Origin of the sequence: Brevibacillus fortis, assembly GCF_003013395.1 — a bacterium.
Taxonomy (GTDB): domain Bacteria; phylum Bacillota; class Bacilli; order Brevibacillales; family Brevibacillaceae; genus Brevibacillus; species Brevibacillus fortis.
Window position 1 is genome coordinate 1 of sequence record NZ_PXZM01000035.1, and the last position, 17,829, is coordinate 17,829.

Here is a 17,829-nt window from a genome sequence, read left to right on the forward strand (position 1 = left end):
GGGGTCAGTGCATTTATTTCGGAGCGGACAGTCTAACCCCTTGCGGGGCGTAGGCCGAAGCGTAGACTGGAAATGGGCTTCTTCCCCTCCACTACAGCTACAATAAAAAAATAAAGGATAGCACCCAAGGCGCTATCCTTTGTCTTTATTACGGATTCACACTATTTTTCGGAGGAGAAGCCAGATCACGCAGGATCGCTACCTCTACCCGTCTGTTTTTCGCTCTGCCTTCTGCCGTCGTATTCGGCGCTACCGGATGGTATTCTCCCAAGCCTGTCGCGCTGAACTTCGTCGGGTCTAGGTTCTTGTTTTCCAGAAGCACCTTCAAGAAATTAACCGAACGTTTGGCACTGAGATCCCAGTTGGACGGGAACTCTGCACGGCGAATCGGCACATTGTCCGTATGTCCAGTTACAGTCACTTTTTTCGGGTGAGGCACCAGCATCGCTGCCATTTCAGACGCAAGCTTTCTCGCTTCTGGTTTCAGATCAGCTTTTCCGGAGTCAAACAGCGCATTATCCAAAATGGTAATCAGCAGTCCTTCTTCGGTCAGCTTGGTCTGTAGCTTGTCCTGCAGCTTGTTTTGCTGAATGTATCCGTCCAGCTTTGTCTGTAGCTTTTTCAAGTCCTCTGTCTCTTTGCGGACTGCTTCTTCCAGACGCTTTTCTTCTTCTGTCTTCTGTTTTTCTGCTTCCTGTGCGCCTTTGTGCAAGGTTTGCTGCTGAAGCTCCGGGTCTAGTGGTACCGGGCTTGGGTAGTTCATGACTCCCACACCGCCGTTGATTGCAACGTTGAAGGACCGAACCATTTGGTCGAACTTCTTCGCATCCATCTCGCTAGAGGCGAACAACACGATAAACAAAGCGAGCAGAAGGGTGAGCAAGTCCGCGTATGGAATTAGCCAAGACTCGTCCATATGCTCTTCATGATGAGCATGTCTCTTTGGTCGCTTAGCCATTTACCGCAGCTCCTTCCTCCCTCTTCTCTTCCTTCATTTCTTCTTTCATCTCTGCACGCTCTTGGTATGGGATGTAAACCAACAGCTTTTGTTCAATCGCAGTCGGAGATACACCTGCTTGAATGGAGAGCAGTCCTTCGACCATGATTTTTTTGATTTCGATTTCTGCCTTCGACTTCCGTTTGAGCTTGGTTGCGAACGGATGCCATAATACGTAACCCGTGAAAATACCGAGCAACGTAGCTACGAACGCAGCCGCAATGGATACGCCCAACGCATCAATGTCACTCAAGTTACCCAAGGCCGCAATCAGACCAACAACCGCACCCAATACCCCGAGTGTCGGAGCGTAGCTTCCCGCTTGGCTAAATACGAGTGCACCCGCCTGATGACGCTCTTCAATAGCATGAATCTCTTCGTTCAGGACATCGCGGACAAAATCCGGTTCGCCACCATCAATAATCATTTTCATACCGTTACGCAGGAATGGGTCTTCAATCTCATCAGAAGTGTTTTCCAGTGCAAGCAATCCTTCGCGACGTGCAATGGAAGCCCAGTTCATGAATTGACCGATCAACTCTCTTTTTTCAGGGAGCTGTTGTTCTTTAAAAATTATCTTGAAAAGGGCAGGAATACGCTTGATTTCCGACATGGGAAATGCGTTGAAAATGGCAGCAATAGTACCTACGATGATGATCATAATTGCTGCTGGATTCAGTAATGACATGGGACTCGCATGCTTCAAGATCATCCCGACCACTACTGCGATAATACCTAGAACTAAACCTATCAAGGTAGACTTTTCCATCGTGACACTCCCTACTTCCATAATCGAAATCTATCTATATATGGTTTCGGAATTTTTGCGCTCACTTGTGAGGCTTTTCGAAAAAAACGCTCATACGAACGACTGAACTAGTCCAATCATGACCAAAAGTCCTAGAATGAACGAAAAAGTCGCGGAACGAGCATGACCATCTCCATGGCTTTCGGGGATGAGTTCCTTGTAAACGATAAACAACATCGCGCCTGCGGCAAAGGAAAGTCCGTATGGCACCAGCCCTTGGACCACAGAGGTCAGATAATAGCCACAGATCCCAGAGACGAATTCGACTGCTCCGGTCATCGTAGCCAAAATAAACGCCTTGAGACGACTGACCTTTTGATTGATCAGGAAAAGAGCCACCAGAAAGCCTTCTGGTGCATTTTGCAGACCGATTGCAAAAGAAATCAGGCCACCCAAGCTGGACTGTTCACTCGAATAGCTCACCCCAACGGACAAGCCCTCAGGAATATTGTGCAAGGTAATCGCAGACAAAATAAGCAGCGATTGCGAATCCATCGAAATGTTGATTCTCGTATGCTCCAGATCGATATGTGGAACGATGCTTTCCAACACCGTAAGCAACAATGTTCCCGTAAGCACTCCCAAACAAACAATAATAAATGGCGCACTCTGAAGTGCCTGTGGGATCAGACTAAATGTCGAGGCAGCCACCATAATTCCAGCCGTAAACGCCAGCAATATATCCCGCCATCGATGTGATACCGACTTGAAGAAAAGGATAGGCAAGGCGCCCACACCAGTAGCCATGGCAGAAAGAAAGCTACCGATCAGTAGTTGTTCCATGTGTGTTCCTCCACGTAATAATGCCGCTCTTCAGATGATACCATTTAGGTTCACAGAAAAGATATCCGGAACAAACGGCCTTCTACTATCTTATTTCCTAGATGGAGACGTTACGCCTTTTTTGTTAAGCGGATCACATCCAGCAGATCAATTCTTTGTCGTGTTTTTTCATGATACAGCCATTTTTCCTGAACATGATCCACAAATAAAATCCCGTCTAAATGATCGATTTCATGCTGCATACAAACAGCAAGGAATCCATCTGCCGCAAGGATCATTTCCTCGCCTTGTCTGTTCAGCGTCCTCACCTTTACATGCTCGGCTCTCTTTACATTGCCATAGTATCCTGGAAAAGATAAGCAGGCTTCCATTCCGATTTGTTCGCCACTCCTTTCTATGATTTCCGGATTCATGAGCTCAATTAATCCATCTCCGCAATCCATGACAATGACCCTGCGAAGAATTCCTACTTGAGGTGCGGCAAGGCCAGCACGGCCGTCCGTGGCATATAAGGTTTCAGCCATCTCATCCAGTAGCTTGAACGTTTTCTCATTTAGCTCATCCACCGGCTTGGCTACTTTGCGCAAGATCGGATCTCCAAAAGGTAAAATCTGTTTCACTGCCATATTGTTATGCTCCCTTCACTCTATTAGGTGGTGTATAGGCCCACAAGTCATTTGGTGTACACTCCAGGGCTGTACAGAGTGCATCAAGTGTCTCGGCTTTCATTTGTTTGGGTTGACTGGTCAGCAAAGCACTGATGGAGGCTGGGGACAGACTGTAATTTGCTTTCTCTTTCAACAGCCTTGCTAAAGCGGCTCCCGTCCAAATTCCTCTTTCTGCCATTACTTTTCGCAACATCCAGACAAGCATCTTTTCACCCCTCGAAATTTCGGTACTAGCTAATTTTATTAGGCAACACCTAATATACCACATTTTGTCTACAGAAATAAAAAAACGCCAAAACCTTGGCGTTTTTGACGTTCTATGTTTCCGATCGATATGTCTTCCCCAACTGATCACTCAGACCAAAATAATGGCGGAAGTTGTAGATCAGCGGATTCCATGCTTGGGGGTCCACGTGATGAGCGCTTTTGACAATCTGTTTGTCTGCATGTACGTGACACACTTCTGTCTCCACAATCGCAAACATGTCGGCATAGTCTGGAAAACGGATGGTGCGGACGACTGCTTCGAGTTGAAGCGGGCATTCTCCCACTCGCTTTGGACGAACGATAGCAGATTTAACAGGAGTCAAATTACCTGCCTGAAACTTATCCGCTTCATAGCGGAAGCCCAGCTCCTTTTTATAGTCGGGTACGGGATTGCGGCCTGTTAGCGGAGCCAATGCTTCCACTTGCTGCCACATGGAGGCATCCGGCAAATTGATGACACACTCCGGCCGCTGCCGCAAATTTTCCAATCCATGTGAGCCAAACCCGAGTCCTAGAATGACATAATTTCCTAACGCCCATGACGATGAAATGGGACTGATATTCGTTGTTCCATCTTCATTTTCGGTCGTCAACAAGACGACGGGAGTTCCGTAATACAAAATCTTCGGTTGGATGATAGTATGGCTTGTCATGAACATAGCCTCCTTTGACTAGAATCCATCTTGCTACTACTTATTCTAGTCGAGGAATATTTCCATCACGCTCGAAGTGTGATTGTATGCTTCCCTCCGCAAATTAGCGTGCTCCTGCTTCTTGGAGGATTTGCACAATCTCGTTATAACCGCGTTCTTTTGCACGATACAGAGGTGTTTTCCCTTCGCTATCCGAGATGTTCACATCAGCGCCGTGGTCGATTAACAGTTGGACCATCTCTTGTTGTTTTTTTCCGCCATCGTTCAATACGATAGCTTCCATCAATGCTGTCCATCCCGGGTTGTTCACATGGTTGACGTCTACATCCGTCCGGGTAAGAAGTTCCTTTGCTACTTCCACATAGCCATGTTCTGCCGCTGGAATCAAAGGTGTTCCTCCGTAGCGGTTGTAAATCTTCGTATCTGGACCCGCATCGATCACCAGCTTCAAGATCTCCAGGTACCCTTCTGCTCCCGCATACAAGAACGGATTATCTTGACGGTCATCCTGAATATTGATATCGGCTCCTGCTTCAATGAGAACCTTCACTGTTTCCACATGGTTGCCGTGTGTAGCCGCCATCGCCGCTGTTCTTCCACGATCATCCTGTGCGTTTATCTCGGCCCCTGCTGCCAAGCTAGCCTTGACTTCATCCGTTTTGCCCTCGACTGCGGCAGAGAGTAGTTTTTTGTTCATATCTTTCACTTCTTCTTGAGATAGAGTCGGCTTTTTACCTGTCTGTGATTGTTGTGGTGGTGGTTGTGCTGGTGTTGCTGGTTGTTGCTGTGCGGTCGTTACCGCCGGAGCTGTTGTAGACGGTTCATCTATACAGCCAGTCAACAGCATTCCGAATGGGATTGCAGTGAAAATGAGTCTGTACATTTGGCTACCTTCCTCCTTGGTATGTCATTGAGATAAAGGCCTAAGCCCGGTTGCGTACCGAGCTTAGATCGCCTATTTAGAGGTTTATTTTGTAGTGAAGGTCAGTCCTGCCCATTGCCCTACAGGAGTAACGGAATACATAGTGTTTGGTTCTAATTTGCCACCGTTCATGATCTCAAAGATTCCCGTAGCGCCTTTTCGTGTAGTTACCTTGTATTGGGCTACGAGCTCTGTTCCGTCTGGTGCTGTTAGCTTGATTTGGCGGAATGCAAACAGTTCATCACGCGGATCTGTGCTCAGTCTTACCTCCAGCGTGGTTTCGTTTACTTCTTCTACAGAGCGAATCGTAAGCGGGTTGATCGCTTTCGCAGTGAACTTCGTATCCTTAATATCGGCCCAATCAGATGTAACGGTGTATTCTACACCTGGAATCAGTGTCACCCCGGCTGGCAAACGGAATTTTGGCTCCTGACGACCATCTGTGGCTTGGGTAAATGGAACGTACGTCGCTACGATTGGTTCGCCACCCTCTGGCGTGATGTACACTTGTGCCGTTCTCAGAGATGGAATGATCTCATAGCTCTTTCCACGGTAGCGATTGTTTTCATCTAAGACAAAGTCCAGGCCATTTCGTTTGCCGACATAAGACGCAATCACATTTTCATAGTCCGTCACGCCAGCGCGCAGGCTTGATTCGATCTCAATCGTATCGTACGCTACCTGACGAGCTTCGACCATGTCCACCCTATCGCTGTTTGTTTCAAACGTACCAGTCTCGTCGTCTTTGTATGTCAACGTGTAAGTCGTGTCAGAAGCCTGAGGCGTCGTTGGAACAAAGTAGGTAGCTGTTGTCCCTGTTTTTAACTGCGGGATATTGCGAATCGTCAAACCATTATCAAATTGGAAATTTTCCTGTGCTTGTGCAAGCGCCAGATCTTCTGTTACGAGTGGAGCAGAGAAGGTAACTTCCAATGTGATCGGATTGAGCGACTTGATGCTGCGCACTTCTGCATTTTCATCTGGTTGGGCATCCGTTGTAACGGACACGTTTCGTGCTGTAGCCCATTCGCCTACTGGTTCCACCTGATAAGTGACATTCGAGTCCAGCTCTTCACCTTTCATGATTTCAAACGTACCTGTCGCCCCATTGCGTGTCGTAAATTTGTATTGGGCAACCAGCTCTGTTCCATCTGGAGCTGTCAACGTGATGCGACGGAGTGGGAAAATTTCTTCGCGCGGGTCGCGTCGCAGTATGACATCGAGTGTGGTTTCACTTGTTGCTTTTACAGACTGGATGGTAAGTGGATCGATATCTTTCGCCGTAAAGGTAGCGTCACGGAAATCAGCCCAATCAGCGGAAACCGTGTAAGTAACACCCGGCTCAAGCTCCTCTCCTTCTGGCAGACGGAATTTCGGTTCTTGACGACCATCCGTATTCTGGGTGAACGGAACGTAAGTAGCAATGATCGGCTCACCGTTTCTCGGTGTCAGAGTTACTTGTGTACCGCGCAAGGAAGAGATGATTTGGTATTCCTTTCCTTTGTAACGGTTGTCCTCATCCAGTTCAAAGTCTAGGCCGCCTCGTTTGCCTGCGTACGCTTCAATCACATTTCCGTAATCCGTTACGCGGTCACTCAAGCGAGACTCTAACTCAATGGTATCATTGTCTACTTGACGTGCCTCTCTCATATTGATTTGTTCTGTGTTAGCTGTGAAAGTGCCTACTTCCTCGCCTTTGTAGCTGAAGGTATACGCCGTTCCTTCCTCTTGCGGGGTAGTAGGGACGATGTAGGTAGACTTGAATCCAGTTTTTAGCTGTGGAACATTTCGAATGGACAGGTCGTTATCGAATTCGAAGTTTTTCTGTGCGTTGTTGAGTGCCACTTCTTCTGAGCTGAGCGGCTCTGCAAAGGTGATCTCTAGTGTAATGGAATTCAGAGACTTGATGCTCGTTACCTCAACAGCTTCGCTTTCGTTCTGCTTATCATGAGAGGCTGCTCTCGCTACTGTATCCATGTTCAGAACGTTGAAAGGAACCGCTACCCCTGTTCCAAGCATCGCCGCGAGTAAAAGTAGTGAGAGGTGCTTTTTCGTTTTCTTCATACGATCATCTCCTTGTCTACGATGGGGGATCAACCCTCTGAATCTATCGTAGTCGGAAGAGATAAACTCCTACTAAACCTGATCTTAATGAACTATTTCGTAAAGATTAACTTTTTCTAAAAAAAAGAAAAACGCCAATCATTTTGGCGTTTTGCGTTTATCTGTACGGTATATGCCTACACCTTGAATCGACGAATCATGTGCTGCAGCTCTTCTGCCATATTGGAAAGAGCTGTCGCTGATGAAGCGATTTCCTCCATAGAAGCGAGCTGCTGCTGTGTAGCAGCGGATACGTTTTGCGTGCCATCAGCAGTCAAGTCGGAAACTTCACTGACCAGCTCCATCGCTTGTACGACCTGTTCGGAATGGGCAGACACTTCCTGGGCAGATGCAGACACGTCGTGAATTTGGTCTGCTACTGTGCCAATCGAGTTCTGAATTTGCCCGAAAGTTTCACCCGCACGATGAACGACGCGAATTCCTTCTTGCACTTCCCGAGTACCTGTTTCCATCGATTCGACCGCGACTTTTGTATCTGTCTGAATCGTACTAATCAATTGCGCGATTTTTTGGGCAGACTGTGCCGACTGCTCTGCCAGCTTCCGTACTTCATCTGCGACAACCGCAAATCCACGGCCGTGCTCTCCTGCGCGTGCTGCTTCAATCGCTGCATTGAGGGCAAGCAGGTTGGTTTGATCCGCAATGCCTGTAATAACCTCGATGATCTCTCCGATTGCTTGAGAATGACTGCCCAGACCATCTACCACGGATGAGAGCTCACGCATGGAAGTATGGATCGCATTCATTTGTTGAACCGCTGCCTGAATCGACTGGTTCCCTTCTCCTGCCATGTTGGCGACTTCGCTCACCAAATTGGATGTTTGCTGGGCATTATTTGCGATTTGACGAATTCCTCGTGACATATCATCAATGGATTTCGCTCCATTTTCTACACTCATTACCTGGCGATCAACACCTGCTGCCACTTCTTGAACGGTAACGGCAATCTGTTCGGTGGCCCTGCTCGTCTGATCTGCACTTGCTGTCAATTGCTCAGCCGATGCAGCTACCTGCTCGGATGTCCCGCCTACCTGACGAATGACAGTGGTTAAACTGGTAGCCATCTCATTAAACGAATTCGTCAGATCAAAAATCTCGTCACGAGTTTTGACAACCAATGGCTCTGCTCGCAAATCTCCATCAGCGACTTTCTTCATCTCTTCCATCAAACGCTGGATCGGTTGACGGATATTTACTGTCAGCCAGACAGCAAGTGATATACCAGCAATCACAGAGACAACCATGACGATGAGCATGTCCCGTTTTACGGATTCGTACATTTGTGCGCTTTCCGTGCCAACGCGTTGGGCTCCTTCGCTGTTATACGTAATCAGTGCATCCAAGTATTTTTTGCGTTCAAGAAACAGTTCACTGCTTTTTTTCTTGATGAGCTCCAGCTCAGCCATGTCTGCATCGCTAGCAGCCTTTCTGATATCCACTCTTTTGCCGATTTCGACGAACCGAGGGTTGAATTCTTCATATTTTTTCAGCGCCTGCTTCAATCCCTCATAATTTTGGCGGTCCTCTTCACCGACAATCGTTTTTTCATAGCTGGCCAATAGCCCGTCAATATAGGCAAATTGATCATCCACTGTTTTTGCATACTTGTTCTTGTCATCCATGTTCTCTGTTGTGAGCATGGTTTGTGTAACCCCGTGAATGGTTTCCAGCGTCATGTTGATCTTTAGAATGTCTTCTAATCCTGGGCGCCAGCTTGTATTCATTTCGACCATCTTCTGGTTCATCTGCTGCATCATGATAATGCTTGTTATTCCCGTAAAGAGAATGATTACCAGGACAAATGCGAATGCACCACCCAGTTTTTTTCCGATCGTCCATTTCATTTCGTAAACACCACTTTTCTTGACTTAATGATGATAGCGTAATCTCCTTTTCCCTCCCAACTGATGGAATAAACCTTTATGCGCATAAAAATATTGATCTTTACACAAAAATTAGAATCCACAATTCAGAAAACTCCTGTAAGATAGATGAAAATGAAGCAGAATGGAGGACTGATGATGCAAAACTACGACGTCATTATTGTTGGAGCAGGATCGATGGGAATGGCAGCCGGCTACTATTTGGCAAAACAGGGTGTGCGTACGCTCATGATCGACGCTTTTGATCCCCCGCACACGATGGGCAGTCATCACGGCGATACCCGTATCATTCGTCATGCGTATGGAGAAGGAAAACAGTATGTCCCGCTTGCATTGCGGGCGCAGCAGTTATGGTCAGAATTGGAACAAGCATCCGGCATGCCGATCTTCGCCAAAACAGGTGTGTTGAACGCTGGACCCTTGAATTGTCCTTTCCTGAATGAAATTCGGGAGAGCGCCGAGCAGTACTCCCTTCCCTTGGAGGTACTCAGTGCCGATGAGGTCACGCAACGCTGGCCGGGAATAAACCTGCCTTCTGATTACTACGGTTGCCTGGAACCTACTTCGGGTGTCCTTTATCCCGAAAATGGAATACGCGCCTATCGAGAGCTCGCCCTTGCCTCAGGAGCCACGCTTTTGACCAACACGCCTGTCACGCAGTTGGAGCCAGCAGGAAATGGGGTCATCGTGCATACAGAATCTGCCAGCTACCACGGCGATAAAGTCCTTCTATCCGCCGGTGCTTGGAATGGTTCACTCCTTGACTCATTGGGCTTGTCCATCCCTCTCACGCCTACACGTAAAACAATCGCCTGGTTTGGTGCAGATGAGAGCAAGTACAGTGCGGATGGCTTCCCCGCCTTCATCTTTCGCCTCCATGACTCTATGTTCTACGGATTTCCCAGCTTTGATGGCAGTGGGGTAAAAATCGGACGTCATGACGGAGGACAAGCCATCGATCCTGATAAACTGGAACGTACCTTTGGCACCTATTTGTCAGACGAAGGAGATGTTCGTTCTTTTTTGGAAGCGTATATGCCTGGGGCAGCCGGACCGTTGCGACAGGGCAAGGTATGCATCTACACCATGACACCGGATGAGCATTTCGTCATTGACCGTCATCCTGAACACCCACAGCTTGTATTTGCAGCTGGCTTTTCCGGGCACGGTTTTAAATTCGCCAGTGCGATCGGGGAAGCGACCAGCCAACTGCTTGTTGAGGGAGCATCTGCCCTTGACCTGTCTATGTTTTCTTGGAAGCGGTTCTCCTGTCCATCATAGAAATTGTTCAAAAAGCCGCCTTTTTGAACACGCACTAATGAGTGAAAGAAGCCTCTCGCCGCATTTATGGCAGGAGGCTTTCTTTCGTTTTACAACTCCCAAGACAAAGAACCGATCTGCGCTGTAATTCGGCTGCTCGCTTGTATGGTATGACTGGAAACTCGCATGATAGAACGACCGTTGGCGTAGGGAAACAGGTAGGCGAAACCAGGACGAGTCGCCTGATTGACCAGATAGGCAGACCTCACTGCTCCTGCTCTTCGCTGTTCATTCAAAAATGCTACCATCTCATTCGCTCGTTTGATCCCAGCACCATGCCCGTAATACAAGCCATTGCCGAGCACTACTGCATTTTCCCCTTGCCACTGTGGTGTCGCGCGATCGTAATCAGGATTGGCAAAATAAATCACATCACCAGGCAAGAACGTATTTGTCCGCAATGTTTGCAAGTCCAGATCCTGATCGTACCGCCAGTCATATAGCAAGATGTCCGCAAACATTCTCTCGAAATCAGGTAAACGAATAGACTGTAGAACCGCATGATAAATAATAATGACCATCGCAGTAGCGCACTCTGTGGCGTATTTTCTGCCCTCACGAAAAATATTGATAATCCCGTTGGATGGCAAAACTCCCGGTCGCAAACGGAATCCGCCCTGCACTGTTCGAATCCAGTAAGCTGGATTGGCACGAGATTCTTCAAAAGTAGAAAAGGCCAAGCCGCTTTCGTTCAGCGCCAAGGCAGACCTCACCAGATGATCGCGCATTTTCAGTTCAAATTGCAGGAGATCAGCAGTCGGATATTCAAATACTTCCTCACTTCGTGCCATAATCGCTATCGTTTCACGCTGTACCGGATTTAATCCCCATTCCGCTGCCAACGAGGCGGGATGAGCCGGTCTCCCCGCTATGACAATCATATACAACCTCCCCTTCACACACTGTCCTTCTTATTTGTATGCGAATGCCCATGTCCAAGTGATCGACTAAGAAAAACCATCAGAGAAGCACGGAAGGTACTCTTGGTTTGAGTCAACATAGTGGAGGAGAAGAAAAAGAACAGTTCTCTTCGACTCTGACACGCCAGCAGGGGGTTTCACTGGCCGTCTCCACTACAAAAAGGGGACCGTCGAGCCAAAGCCACCCTACGGGCGGAAGATTCTCAACGAAGAAGTGTTCGACAAGCGTGGTCCCCTTTTTGTAGTTCCGACTGGGTAGGCGTTGTCAAGGTCTACTCGTACCCAAATTTAAAAAGCCGCTGACTATGACTTGAAAAATAAAGTCTTAGACTGCGGCTGCTTATTTTGCGCTGTCTTAAAGAAGCTACCATTATTTCGGCTTCTTAAGACATATGCTGAGGATCAATCACTTATTAATCAAGCATGAGATACCAATAAATGGCTATCTCATCACTAGCTTTATCTAGACCTCTGTAGACGTAGGAATCGAAACCTCCGATGATAAAACCACAACTTTCGTAGAATTTGCATGCGCGGACATTATTACTTTGTGTCTCCAGCATGATTCCCGTCATACCGCCATCCTTCATCCAGCGTTTAGCCTGTTCGATTAGTTTTTTACCGACACCGTATCCTCTATATTGCTTATCAACTTTGATATCTTCCACATAGGCATATTTGTTCCAATTTCTTTTCAAAACAATTCGACCCACAACTTGATTATTTACGAGCGCTAAATAAATGATTTGATGGGGATTGCCGATATAGCTCGAATAATCCTCAACAGTATCTTCTTCAAGCTGTTCATCATCGTAGCTTTTATTCCTAAGAGGTCTCTCCTCCACCGTATATCCGATTCGCTGTCCCATTAGTTGCAGGACAAGGGTAGAGTCCACGATAAAGCTCCCATCAATGTTTGTACCAAATTCATCGTCCCCAGCCCTCAGTTCTCTAATTAAAATATCCATATTCATCCTCCTATATTTTAATAAGGTGAGAATAGAGATATAAAGGTGGACCACGGACTTAACGGAATACATATCGCTCCGTCATTTTCATAACCTCCTAGTATTATTTATCATGTAAGAGTATACAGATAATTGTACAATCATTGCTTAGCAGGTGCGACAGCTTTTTCATCGTTAAACCCGTTAGCTTAGTGATGCCCCACGACAGTCTAACACTTAATTTTTCAGTCCACAGCGCTTCTTCTCCACCACAACTTATAACTCAACTTTCGCACCTGATTAGACGATGTGAAAGCAACGCTAGCACAGTGTGACCTCAATAGAAATTTCCATACGACCCACTTGATTAGGATGTCTACTTACTCTCCCGAGTGAATATTCTCATTTCGTAAAAACTGAAACAGACCTCTCCGCTCACATAATTGTGAGGGTTGAGGTTTGTTTTTACTCTACTCTATTACTATCAATTCTTTCTGATACAATGACTTCATCCTATAAGAAAGGTTGGTGTGGCAGTAATGAAAAATGAAAGTCAACCTTACACGGATTTTAGAGAAATGTACCGCGATATCGATTTCGCAGCAGAAGCTTACTACATCGAGTTTTTCCATGCCTACAAGACGGATGGGCGATTCCCCGAAGTATATACGCTCGAGCAAACGAAAAGAGCTTCTAGTGCCATCCAACTTCTTCAACTCTTGGAATGGGAATGGAACCCGGTTCGTTTACTGGCATTACTATCGACAGTAGGTGCTGCCCTAGGAATCGGACGCCCTATACCTGTTTATGATTTTTGTTCAATGATTGAAGGTGCGGCGCTAATAGGTACTCCATATGTAGACTACTATACTAAAAAGAAAGACATTCTTATAGCTACGTTGGAGATGTTTGCAAATGAGGAACCATAGAAGTTAAAAAGTACGTTATACCGTTAAACCCCGCCTCCACTCTGATAGAGCTTGTGGCGGGGTTTGGCAATTTGCAGAGTGCCTAATTTGCACTCTGGTAAATTTATAAATTTATAAATTTATAAATTCCTATTTACTAAAAAATCCCCCACCTGTTTGACCAGACGAGGGATCTCCCTTTTAGCCTTGTACTTGCTTGACTGCATGTGTTGTCGGGACCAGGACGTGCTTTAAACGCGAGAACATGTAACAGCCGACAATGACGATCACACTGCCGAGCAATTGGACGATGGTCATCCGCTCCCCGAGCAAAAGAAATGCGAGAATGGCTGTAAAAATAGGGTTGAAATTGAGGAACATACCGGCTGAGGTAGCGCCCACCTCTTGCACACCAATATTCCACAACACCATGCTGACGACAGTCGCCAGTACACCAACGTAGAACAGTGACAGCCAAAACGTCCAGTCTGTGTTGCTGATCGTAAACGTTGTGACATTAAAGGGCAGCATCAACGCGACACCGAAAATCCCCGAGTACAGTGTGGACATCAGCGGCGAGACCGTCTTCATCGCCCAACGCCCGCATACAGAGTAAATCCCCCACATGGCGACAGCGGCGAGCATCCACAGATCGCCCGTGTTAAAGTGCAATTGGGACAAGTGTGCGATGTCTCCTTTTGTCATCACCACAAGCACGCCTGTAAACGAGACAAGCATCGCGACAATCTGCAACGGTCGAATTTTTTCGCCCGCCAGCAAAAAGGAAAAAATCGCGATCGAAACGGGATTCAGCGTGGACAAAAGGCCAACATTGGTCGCGTCTGTCCGTTCGAGTGCCCAGAACATGAATAAATTAAATAGTGCTACGCCGGTCACTCCCATCACAATCAAAGGAAGGAGTGCCTCTCGAGTGGGCAAAATCCGCTTTTCGCGTATCCAAACAACTGGCAACAAGCAAACAACTGCAATAAGCCAGCGCAAATTGGTCAGCGTCAAGGAAGACGCGTGCCCGACTAGAAATTTACCGACAACGAAGTTTCCTCCCCAAAGGAAGCTGGTACAGAGTAATAGGACGATATACAGCGGTCTCATGAAGCCTCCTGCCAAGATGATAGAGTTGTGGAGCAATTATTTGTCCTCTATCATACACCTTTCGCCAGCATTTGGGGGGTCACGCTGTACTTTCCATATTTCTCCTATAAAAATCCTTCCTTCACACAGCGAGCCACGACATGATCACCGGCAGCAAGGTAAACGCCCACACTACCGTAATCATCGCTCCAGCAATCACAGCCAAGGTCGCACTGCTTCCTTCTGTTTCTCCACGTTCAAACGCTTTTACCATCCCTAACGCATGTGCGCCCATTCCGTACATCAAGCCAATGGAGACAGGATGACGGAGCTTCATCCTTTTGATGATTTTGGGAGCCAAAAAAACGCCTGCAAAGCTGGTCAGCATGCCGAACACCGCCGTCATCGTAGGCATTCCGCCAATCGCCTCGGTTACGCTCACCGCAATCGGCAGGGTAATCGAGCGAGGAATGACGCTAATCGCCGCTTCTTTTCCCAATCCGACCAGCATCGTCGTAGATACTCCTGCAATGATGGCAATGAAGGAACCCGTTGCCAGACTCGTCACTATCATCCGGCGATGCGCTATTAAAACCGACCAATTTCGGTACAGTGGAACCGCAAAGGCTACAGTGACTACGCTCATCATCTCACTAATGAGCGAGGTCGCCTCACTGTATACCTGATAAGGAATGCCTGCGAAAAGCAAAAACAAAATCAAACCGATCGGCGCCAATATGGCCGGAGAAAACAGCAGAGACGGTCTTTTCTTGTTGAACCGTTTTGCTGCATAGAAGAAAACGAGTGTCAGGAGCAGGCTAGACGTTTTCCACAGGATCATGCTGTTTCACCTCTCCACGATTGAACATGCGCTCAGCAATAACACCTGTCGAAACCATCACAAGTGCACAACCACTCACGACAACCACAAGCACCAGCAATCCTTTTATTCCCAAGAGCCATGGATATTGCATCATCCCGACCAACGATGGTACGAAGAACAGGATCATTTGCGAGAATAACAGAGTCGCTCCTGCTTCCACCCACTGTAGACGAATCCAGCCGGTATATAAACAAATGAACAAAAGCGCGAGTCCGATCAGACTACCGGGAACAGGTAGGTGAAAAAACGAGGTCACCCATTTCCCAAGCCAGGTGAAACCGAACAATAGCAAAACTTGTGCAATGATGGAGAACCATCTTTTCATCGAGACCACCCCGGTTCCTCTACAAAGGTTGTTCAAAAAGTCACCTTTTGAACGAGATACCTTCATTCTAAATCGTCTCGATTCCATTCGTACAATACATAAAAATCATCAATTCTATTCCATTTGGTTATGACTGTACATTTTCTCTACAAACGAAATGAAAGCTTTTGTCGCATGCGATAAATACCCTTCTTTTCGATAAATCAAGGCATACTGCCAGTCAATCACCGGGTAGGAAATGTTGACGGTGTGCAATTGTCCGTTATTCAATCGTCTCACGATGGAGCGGGGAACGAGTGAAATCCCCAGTTGGGTAGCCACCATCTCACCGACAAAATCCCACAAAGAGCTCATGTAAGCGACTTTCGGTTCAAAGCCGGACTGCTTGCACGCTTGACGCACCACATCATGCATCGCGTACTCTTCCGTAAACAAAATGAAAGCCTCGTCCTTGAGCTGTTCCAGGCTCACCTCATCGACTCCCGCGAGCCAATGCTCCCGTTGAACGATCGCAACGAGGTCCTCTGCGAGCAAGGGAACCGCCACAAATTTCTCCTGATCCGTTGGAAGAACCGTTAATGCTACATCGATGCTTCCTTGTTCCATTTGGATTTCAAGCAGCTTGGCGCTGTATTCCTTCATCTCGATATCGATGCCTGGATACTGCTTTTTAAACAAGGCGATCACATTCGGCAAGAGAAAAGAACCCACTGTCGGCATCATGCCCAGTTTGACCCGACCACGCTCGACATTTCGCAATTCTGCAATCGACGACGACATGCCCTCCATCAGCTGTAACACTTTTGTCGCATAGCTGTAGACCATTTCTCCTGCGTCTGTCAGATCCATTTTCCGCTCTGTCCGATCCAGCAGAACAACCTCCAGCTCTTCTTCCAATGCCTTGATCATTTTGCTGATAGAAGGCTGAGAGACGTGGAGGGATTGCGCGGCCTTCGTAAAGTTTTTATGTTTGACTACTTCCACAAAGTATTGCAGCTGTCGAATATCCATGGGTGTCCTCCGTCTTCGTCCACTCTAAATCGTTAGCTACAGATTACCACAGGCGAGAGTACGCGAAAAAGCCAGGTACGCAGTCGCGCCCTGGCTCTTCCTCCAGCGTGAGTTACTTCACGGTTACCTGTATTTTTACGACTTTTCCATTATACGTAGCCGCAATCGTTGCACGACCTGCTTTCACAGCCGTGATCTTGCCATCCACTACAGTCACAACGGAGCTGTTCGTGGAGATCCAATCTGCATCCATTGTAACATCGACCTTGGTTTTGTCAGTATAGACAGCAGATACCTTCAAGTCTTTTGATTCGCCGACTTTGAGCGTGGCCTTTTTCGTGTCCAATTCCAGATTGGAGATGACAGCAGACTCTACAGGGATCGAGATCGTTTTTCCACCGTAAGTTGCTTTGATTTTCGCTTTGCCCGAGCCTACAGTCGTCACGACCCCGTTTTCAACTGTGGCGACTTTTTCATCGTCGGATGTCCACTTGGCTTTACTTGTTACATCTACCTTTTCTTTGGTAGACAAAGTAGCCCACAGCGTAACCGACTGGGTAGTGTTTAGACGCAGATACAGCTTTTTCTTATCACTGTCCAGCTTGGAGACGACATCCACCTCTACTGGGATGGATACGCTTTTTCCACCGTACTTCATTTTGATCTTCGCTTTGCCCGAGCCTACTGCTGTAACCAACCCATTCGCTACCGTTACGACTTCCGTATCATCGCTTTCCCACTCCGCTTGAGCCGTTACATCAGCGGTAGACTTGTCAGAGAAGGTTGCTGTTGCGTTTACCTGTTTCTTGCCTCCCACGCTGAGAGCCAGTTTCTTCTGGTCAGCAGTGAGCTTGGAAATCACATCGATCTCAACAGGGACATTCACACTTTTGCCCCCGAAGCTTGCTTTCACTCTTGTTTTACCGGAGCTTACTGCTGTTACCAAGCCTTTTTCAACGCTCGCGATGTCACTGTCAGAGGAAGTCCACTCTGCTTGCTGTGTGACGTCTTCCGTTGTTTTATCCTTGTATTGCACGCGGACGGTCAACTGTTGTGTCCCCGCTTTTTTCAATTTTACTGTCTTTGTATCAATCACAAGCTTGGAAATTTTCTTCTGCGTGCTTGTCGTCACGGAATTTGCCAATGCCGGTACTTGACCGACACTGGAAAAGATGAGCCCAACTGTAACAGCCGCAGCAAGCATACCTTTTTGCCAGTTTCTCATGCTCACATTTCCCTCTCCTTTTCTCTCTACGTTTCCACTATTTTCTATATCGGTAAAACAGCCGTACTTGTTGAATACAAAATGGCGTAAAAA

18 protein-coding genes are annotated in these 17,829 nt (G+C 47.3%); 2 read left to right on the forward strand and 16 right to left on the reverse strand.

Annotated features, from left to right (window positions below; genetic code table 11):
- Nucleotides 1-148: 148 nt before the first annotated feature.
- The 9 genes from motB to C7R93_RS20345 all read right to left on the reverse strand — a co-directional run bounded on the left by motB (nt 149) and on the right by C7R93_RS20345 (nt 9,066).
- A complete protein-coding gene (gene motB, locus C7R93_RS20305) occupies nt 149-958 on the reverse strand; it encodes a flagellar motor protein MotB (RefSeq protein WP_017249990.1) in 810 nt (269 codons plus the stop codon).
- A complete protein-coding gene (motA, locus tag C7R93_RS20310; protein WP_106840521.1) occupies nt 951-1,766 on the reverse strand; it encodes a flagellar motor stator protein MotA in 816 nt (271 codons plus the stop codon). The genes motB and motA overlap by 8 nt, the downstream gene beginning before the upstream one ends.
- A 90-nt stretch (nt 1,767-1,856) precedes the next feature.
- On the reverse strand, nt 1,857-2,588 hold the full coding sequence (locus tag C7R93_RS20315; RefSeq protein WP_106840522.1) for a ZIP family metal transporter: 732 nt from the start codon (nt 2,586-2,588) through the stop codon (nt 1,857-1,859).
- A 110-nt stretch (nt 2,589-2,698) separates the two neighbouring features.
- Nucleotides 2,699-3,214: a peptide deformylase gene (gene def, locus C7R93_RS20320; RefSeq protein ID WP_106840523.1), complete on the reverse strand. Its 516-nt coding sequence runs from the start codon at nt 3,212-3,214 to the stop codon at nt 2,699-2,701.
- A 4-nt stretch (nt 3,215-3,218) separates the two neighbouring features.
- Complete coding sequence (locus C7R93_RS20325) at nt 3,219-3,461, reverse strand: helix-turn-helix domain-containing protein (protein WP_106840524.1); 243 nt, start codon at nt 3,459-3,461, stop codon at nt 3,219-3,221.
- 112 nt (nt 3,462-3,573) lie between these two features.
- Nucleotides 3,574-4,176: a flavin reductase family protein gene (locus C7R93_RS20330; RefSeq protein ID WP_106840525.1), complete on the reverse strand. Its 603-nt coding sequence runs from the start codon at nt 4,174-4,176 to the stop codon at nt 3,574-3,576.
- Nucleotides 4,177-4,279: 103 nt separating this feature from the next.
- The gene (locus C7R93_RS20335; protein WP_106840526.1) at nt 4,280-5,059 is read right to left on the reverse strand and encodes an ankyrin repeat domain-containing protein; all 780 of its coding nucleotides are present in this window, start codon (nt 5,057-5,059) and stop codon (nt 4,280-4,282) included.
- 84 nt (nt 5,060-5,143) lie between these two features.
- The gene (locus C7R93_RS20340) at nt 5,144-7,162 is read right to left on the reverse strand and encodes a hypothetical protein (protein WP_106840527.1); all 2,019 of its coding nucleotides are present in this window, start codon (nt 7,160-7,162) and stop codon (nt 5,144-5,146) included.
- A gap of 176 nt (nt 7,163-7,338) precedes the next feature.
- Nucleotides 7,339-9,066, reverse strand: coding sequence for a methyl-accepting chemotaxis protein (locus tag C7R93_RS20345; RefSeq protein WP_106840528.1), 1,728 nt, complete (start codon nt 9,064-9,066; stop codon nt 7,339-7,341).
- A 177-nt stretch (nt 9,067-9,243) separates the two neighbouring features.
- On the opposite strand from C7R93_RS20345, the gene solA reads away from it, so the two are divergent.
- Nucleotides 9,244-10,386 carry an N-methyl-L-tryptophan oxidase gene (gene solA, locus C7R93_RS20350; protein WP_106840529.1) on the forward strand — a complete coding sequence of 381 codons (1,143 nt, stop codon included), beginning with the start codon at nt 9,244-9,246 and terminating at the stop codon, nt 10,384-10,386.
- 89 nt (nt 10,387-10,475) lie between these two features.
- On the opposite strand, the gene C7R93_RS20355 is transcribed toward solA, so the two are convergent.
- Both C7R93_RS20355 and C7R93_RS20365 read right to left on the reverse strand, forming a co-directional pair.
- Entirely contained in the window at nt 10,476-11,306 is an 831-nt protein-coding gene (locus C7R93_RS20355; RefSeq protein WP_106840530.1) for a protein-glutamine gamma-glutamyltransferase, read from the reverse strand.
- A gap of 452 nt (nt 11,307-11,758) precedes the next feature.
- Nucleotides 11,759-12,313 (reverse strand): GNAT family N-acetyltransferase, encoded by a 555-nt coding sequence (locus tag C7R93_RS20365; protein ID WP_106840531.1) that lies wholly within the window; start codon nt 12,311-12,313, stop codon nt 11,759-11,761.
- 518 nt (nt 12,314-12,831) lie between these two features.
- Between C7R93_RS20365 and C7R93_RS20370 the strand changes: the two genes are divergently transcribed.
- A complete protein-coding gene (locus C7R93_RS20370) occupies nt 12,832-13,221 on the forward strand; it encodes a hypothetical protein (protein WP_106840532.1) in 390 nt (129 codons plus the stop codon).
- Between the two features lie 180 nt (nt 13,222-13,401).
- On the opposite strand, the gene C7R93_RS20375 is transcribed toward C7R93_RS20370, so the two are convergent.
- From C7R93_RS20375 to C7R93_RS20395, 5 genes are all read right to left on the reverse strand, one after another.
- Entirely contained in the window at nt 13,402-14,313 is a 912-nt protein-coding gene (locus C7R93_RS20375; protein WP_208637838.1) for a DMT family transporter, read from the reverse strand.
- 121 nt (nt 14,314-14,434) lie between these two features.
- A complete protein-coding gene (locus C7R93_RS20380) occupies nt 14,435-15,133 on the reverse strand; it encodes an LrgB family protein (RefSeq protein WP_106840533.1) in 699 nt (232 codons plus the stop codon).
- Nucleotides 15,111-15,500 (reverse strand): CidA/LrgA family protein, encoded by a 390-nt coding sequence (locus C7R93_RS20385; RefSeq protein WP_106840534.1) that lies wholly within the window; start codon nt 15,498-15,500, stop codon nt 15,111-15,113. Before C7R93_RS20385 ends, C7R93_RS20380 begins: the two co-directional genes overlap by 23 nt.
- Nucleotides 15,501-15,614: 114 nt before the next feature.
- Complete coding sequence (locus C7R93_RS20390; RefSeq protein WP_106840535.1) at nt 15,615-16,511, reverse strand: LysR family transcriptional regulator; 897 nt, start codon at nt 16,509-16,511, stop codon at nt 15,615-15,617.
- Between the two features lie 112 nt (nt 16,512-16,623).
- Nucleotides 16,624-17,736, reverse strand: coding sequence for an Ig-like domain-containing protein (locus tag C7R93_RS20395; RefSeq protein ID WP_106840582.1), 1,113 nt, complete (start codon nt 17,734-17,736; stop codon nt 16,624-16,626).
- Between the last annotated feature and the right edge of the window lie 93 nt (nt 17,737-17,829).

Excerpts from the sequence above, each read along its gene's own strand:
- C7R93_RS20355 (WP_106840530.1), bottom strand. The coding sequence starts at position 11,306 with ATGATTGTCATAGCGGGGAGACCGGCTCATCCCGCCTCGTTGGCAGCG.
- C7R93_RS20390 (WP_106840535.1), bottom strand. The coding sequence starts at position 16,511 with ATGGATATTCGACAGCTGCAATACTTTGTGGAAGTAGTCAAACATAAA.
- C7R93_RS20370 (WP_106840532.1), top strand. The coding sequence starts at position 12,832 with ATGAAAAATGAAAGTCAACCTTACACGGATTTTAGAGAAATGTACCGC.
- C7R93_RS20330 (WP_106840525.1), bottom strand. The coding sequence starts at position 4,176 with ATGACAAGCCATACTATCATCCAACCGAAGATTTTGTATTACGGAACT.
- C7R93_RS20340 (WP_106840527.1), bottom strand. The coding sequence starts at position 7,162 with ATGAAGAAAACGAAAAAGCACCTCTCACTACTTTTACTCGCGGCGATG.
- C7R93_RS20335 (WP_106840526.1), bottom strand. The coding sequence starts at position 5,059 with ATGTACAGACTCATTTTCACTGCAATCCCATTCGGAATGCTGTTGACT.
- C7R93_RS20380 (WP_106840533.1), bottom strand. The coding sequence starts at position 15,133 with ATGATCCTGTGGAAAACGTCTAGCCTGCTCCTGACACTCGTTTTCTTC.
- motB (WP_017249990.1), bottom strand. The coding sequence starts at position 958 with ATGGCTAAGCGACCAAAGAGACATGCTCATCATGAAGAGCATATGGAC.
- C7R93_RS20385 (WP_106840534.1), bottom strand. The coding sequence starts at position 15,500 with ATGAAAAGATGGTTCTCCATCATTGCACAAGTTTTGCTATTGTTCGGT.
- C7R93_RS20365 (WP_106840531.1), bottom strand. The coding sequence starts at position 12,313 with ATGGATATTTTAATTAGAGAACTGAGGGCTGGGGACGATGAATTTGGT.
- C7R93_RS20375 (WP_208637838.1), bottom strand. The coding sequence starts at position 14,313 with ATGAGACCGCTGTATATCGTCCTATTACTCTGTACCAGCTTCCTTTGG.
- solA (WP_106840529.1), top strand. The coding sequence starts at position 9,244 with ATGCAAAACTACGACGTCATTATTGTTGGAGCAGGATCGATGGGAATG.
- C7R93_RS20325 (WP_106840524.1), bottom strand. The coding sequence starts at position 3,461 with ATGCTTGTCTGGATGTTGCGAAAAGTAATGGCAGAAAGAGGAATTTGG.
- C7R93_RS20315 (WP_106840522.1), bottom strand. The coding sequence starts at position 2,588 with ATGGAACAACTACTGATCGGTAGCTTTCTTTCTGCCATGGCTACTGGT.
- C7R93_RS20395 (WP_106840582.1), bottom strand. The coding sequence starts at position 17,736 with ATGAGAAACTGGCAAAAAGGTATGCTTGCTGCGGCTGTTACAGTTGGG.
- C7R93_RS20345 (WP_106840528.1), bottom strand. The coding sequence starts at position 9,066 with ATGAAATGGACGATCGGAAAAAAACTGGGTGGTGCATTCGCATTTGTC.
- def (WP_106840523.1), bottom strand. The coding sequence starts at position 3,214 with ATGGCAGTGAAACAGATTTTACCTTTTGGAGATCCGATCTTGCGCAAA.
- motA (WP_106840521.1), bottom strand. The coding sequence starts at position 1,766 with ATGGAAAAGTCTACCTTGATAGGTTTAGTTCTAGGTATTATCGCAGTA.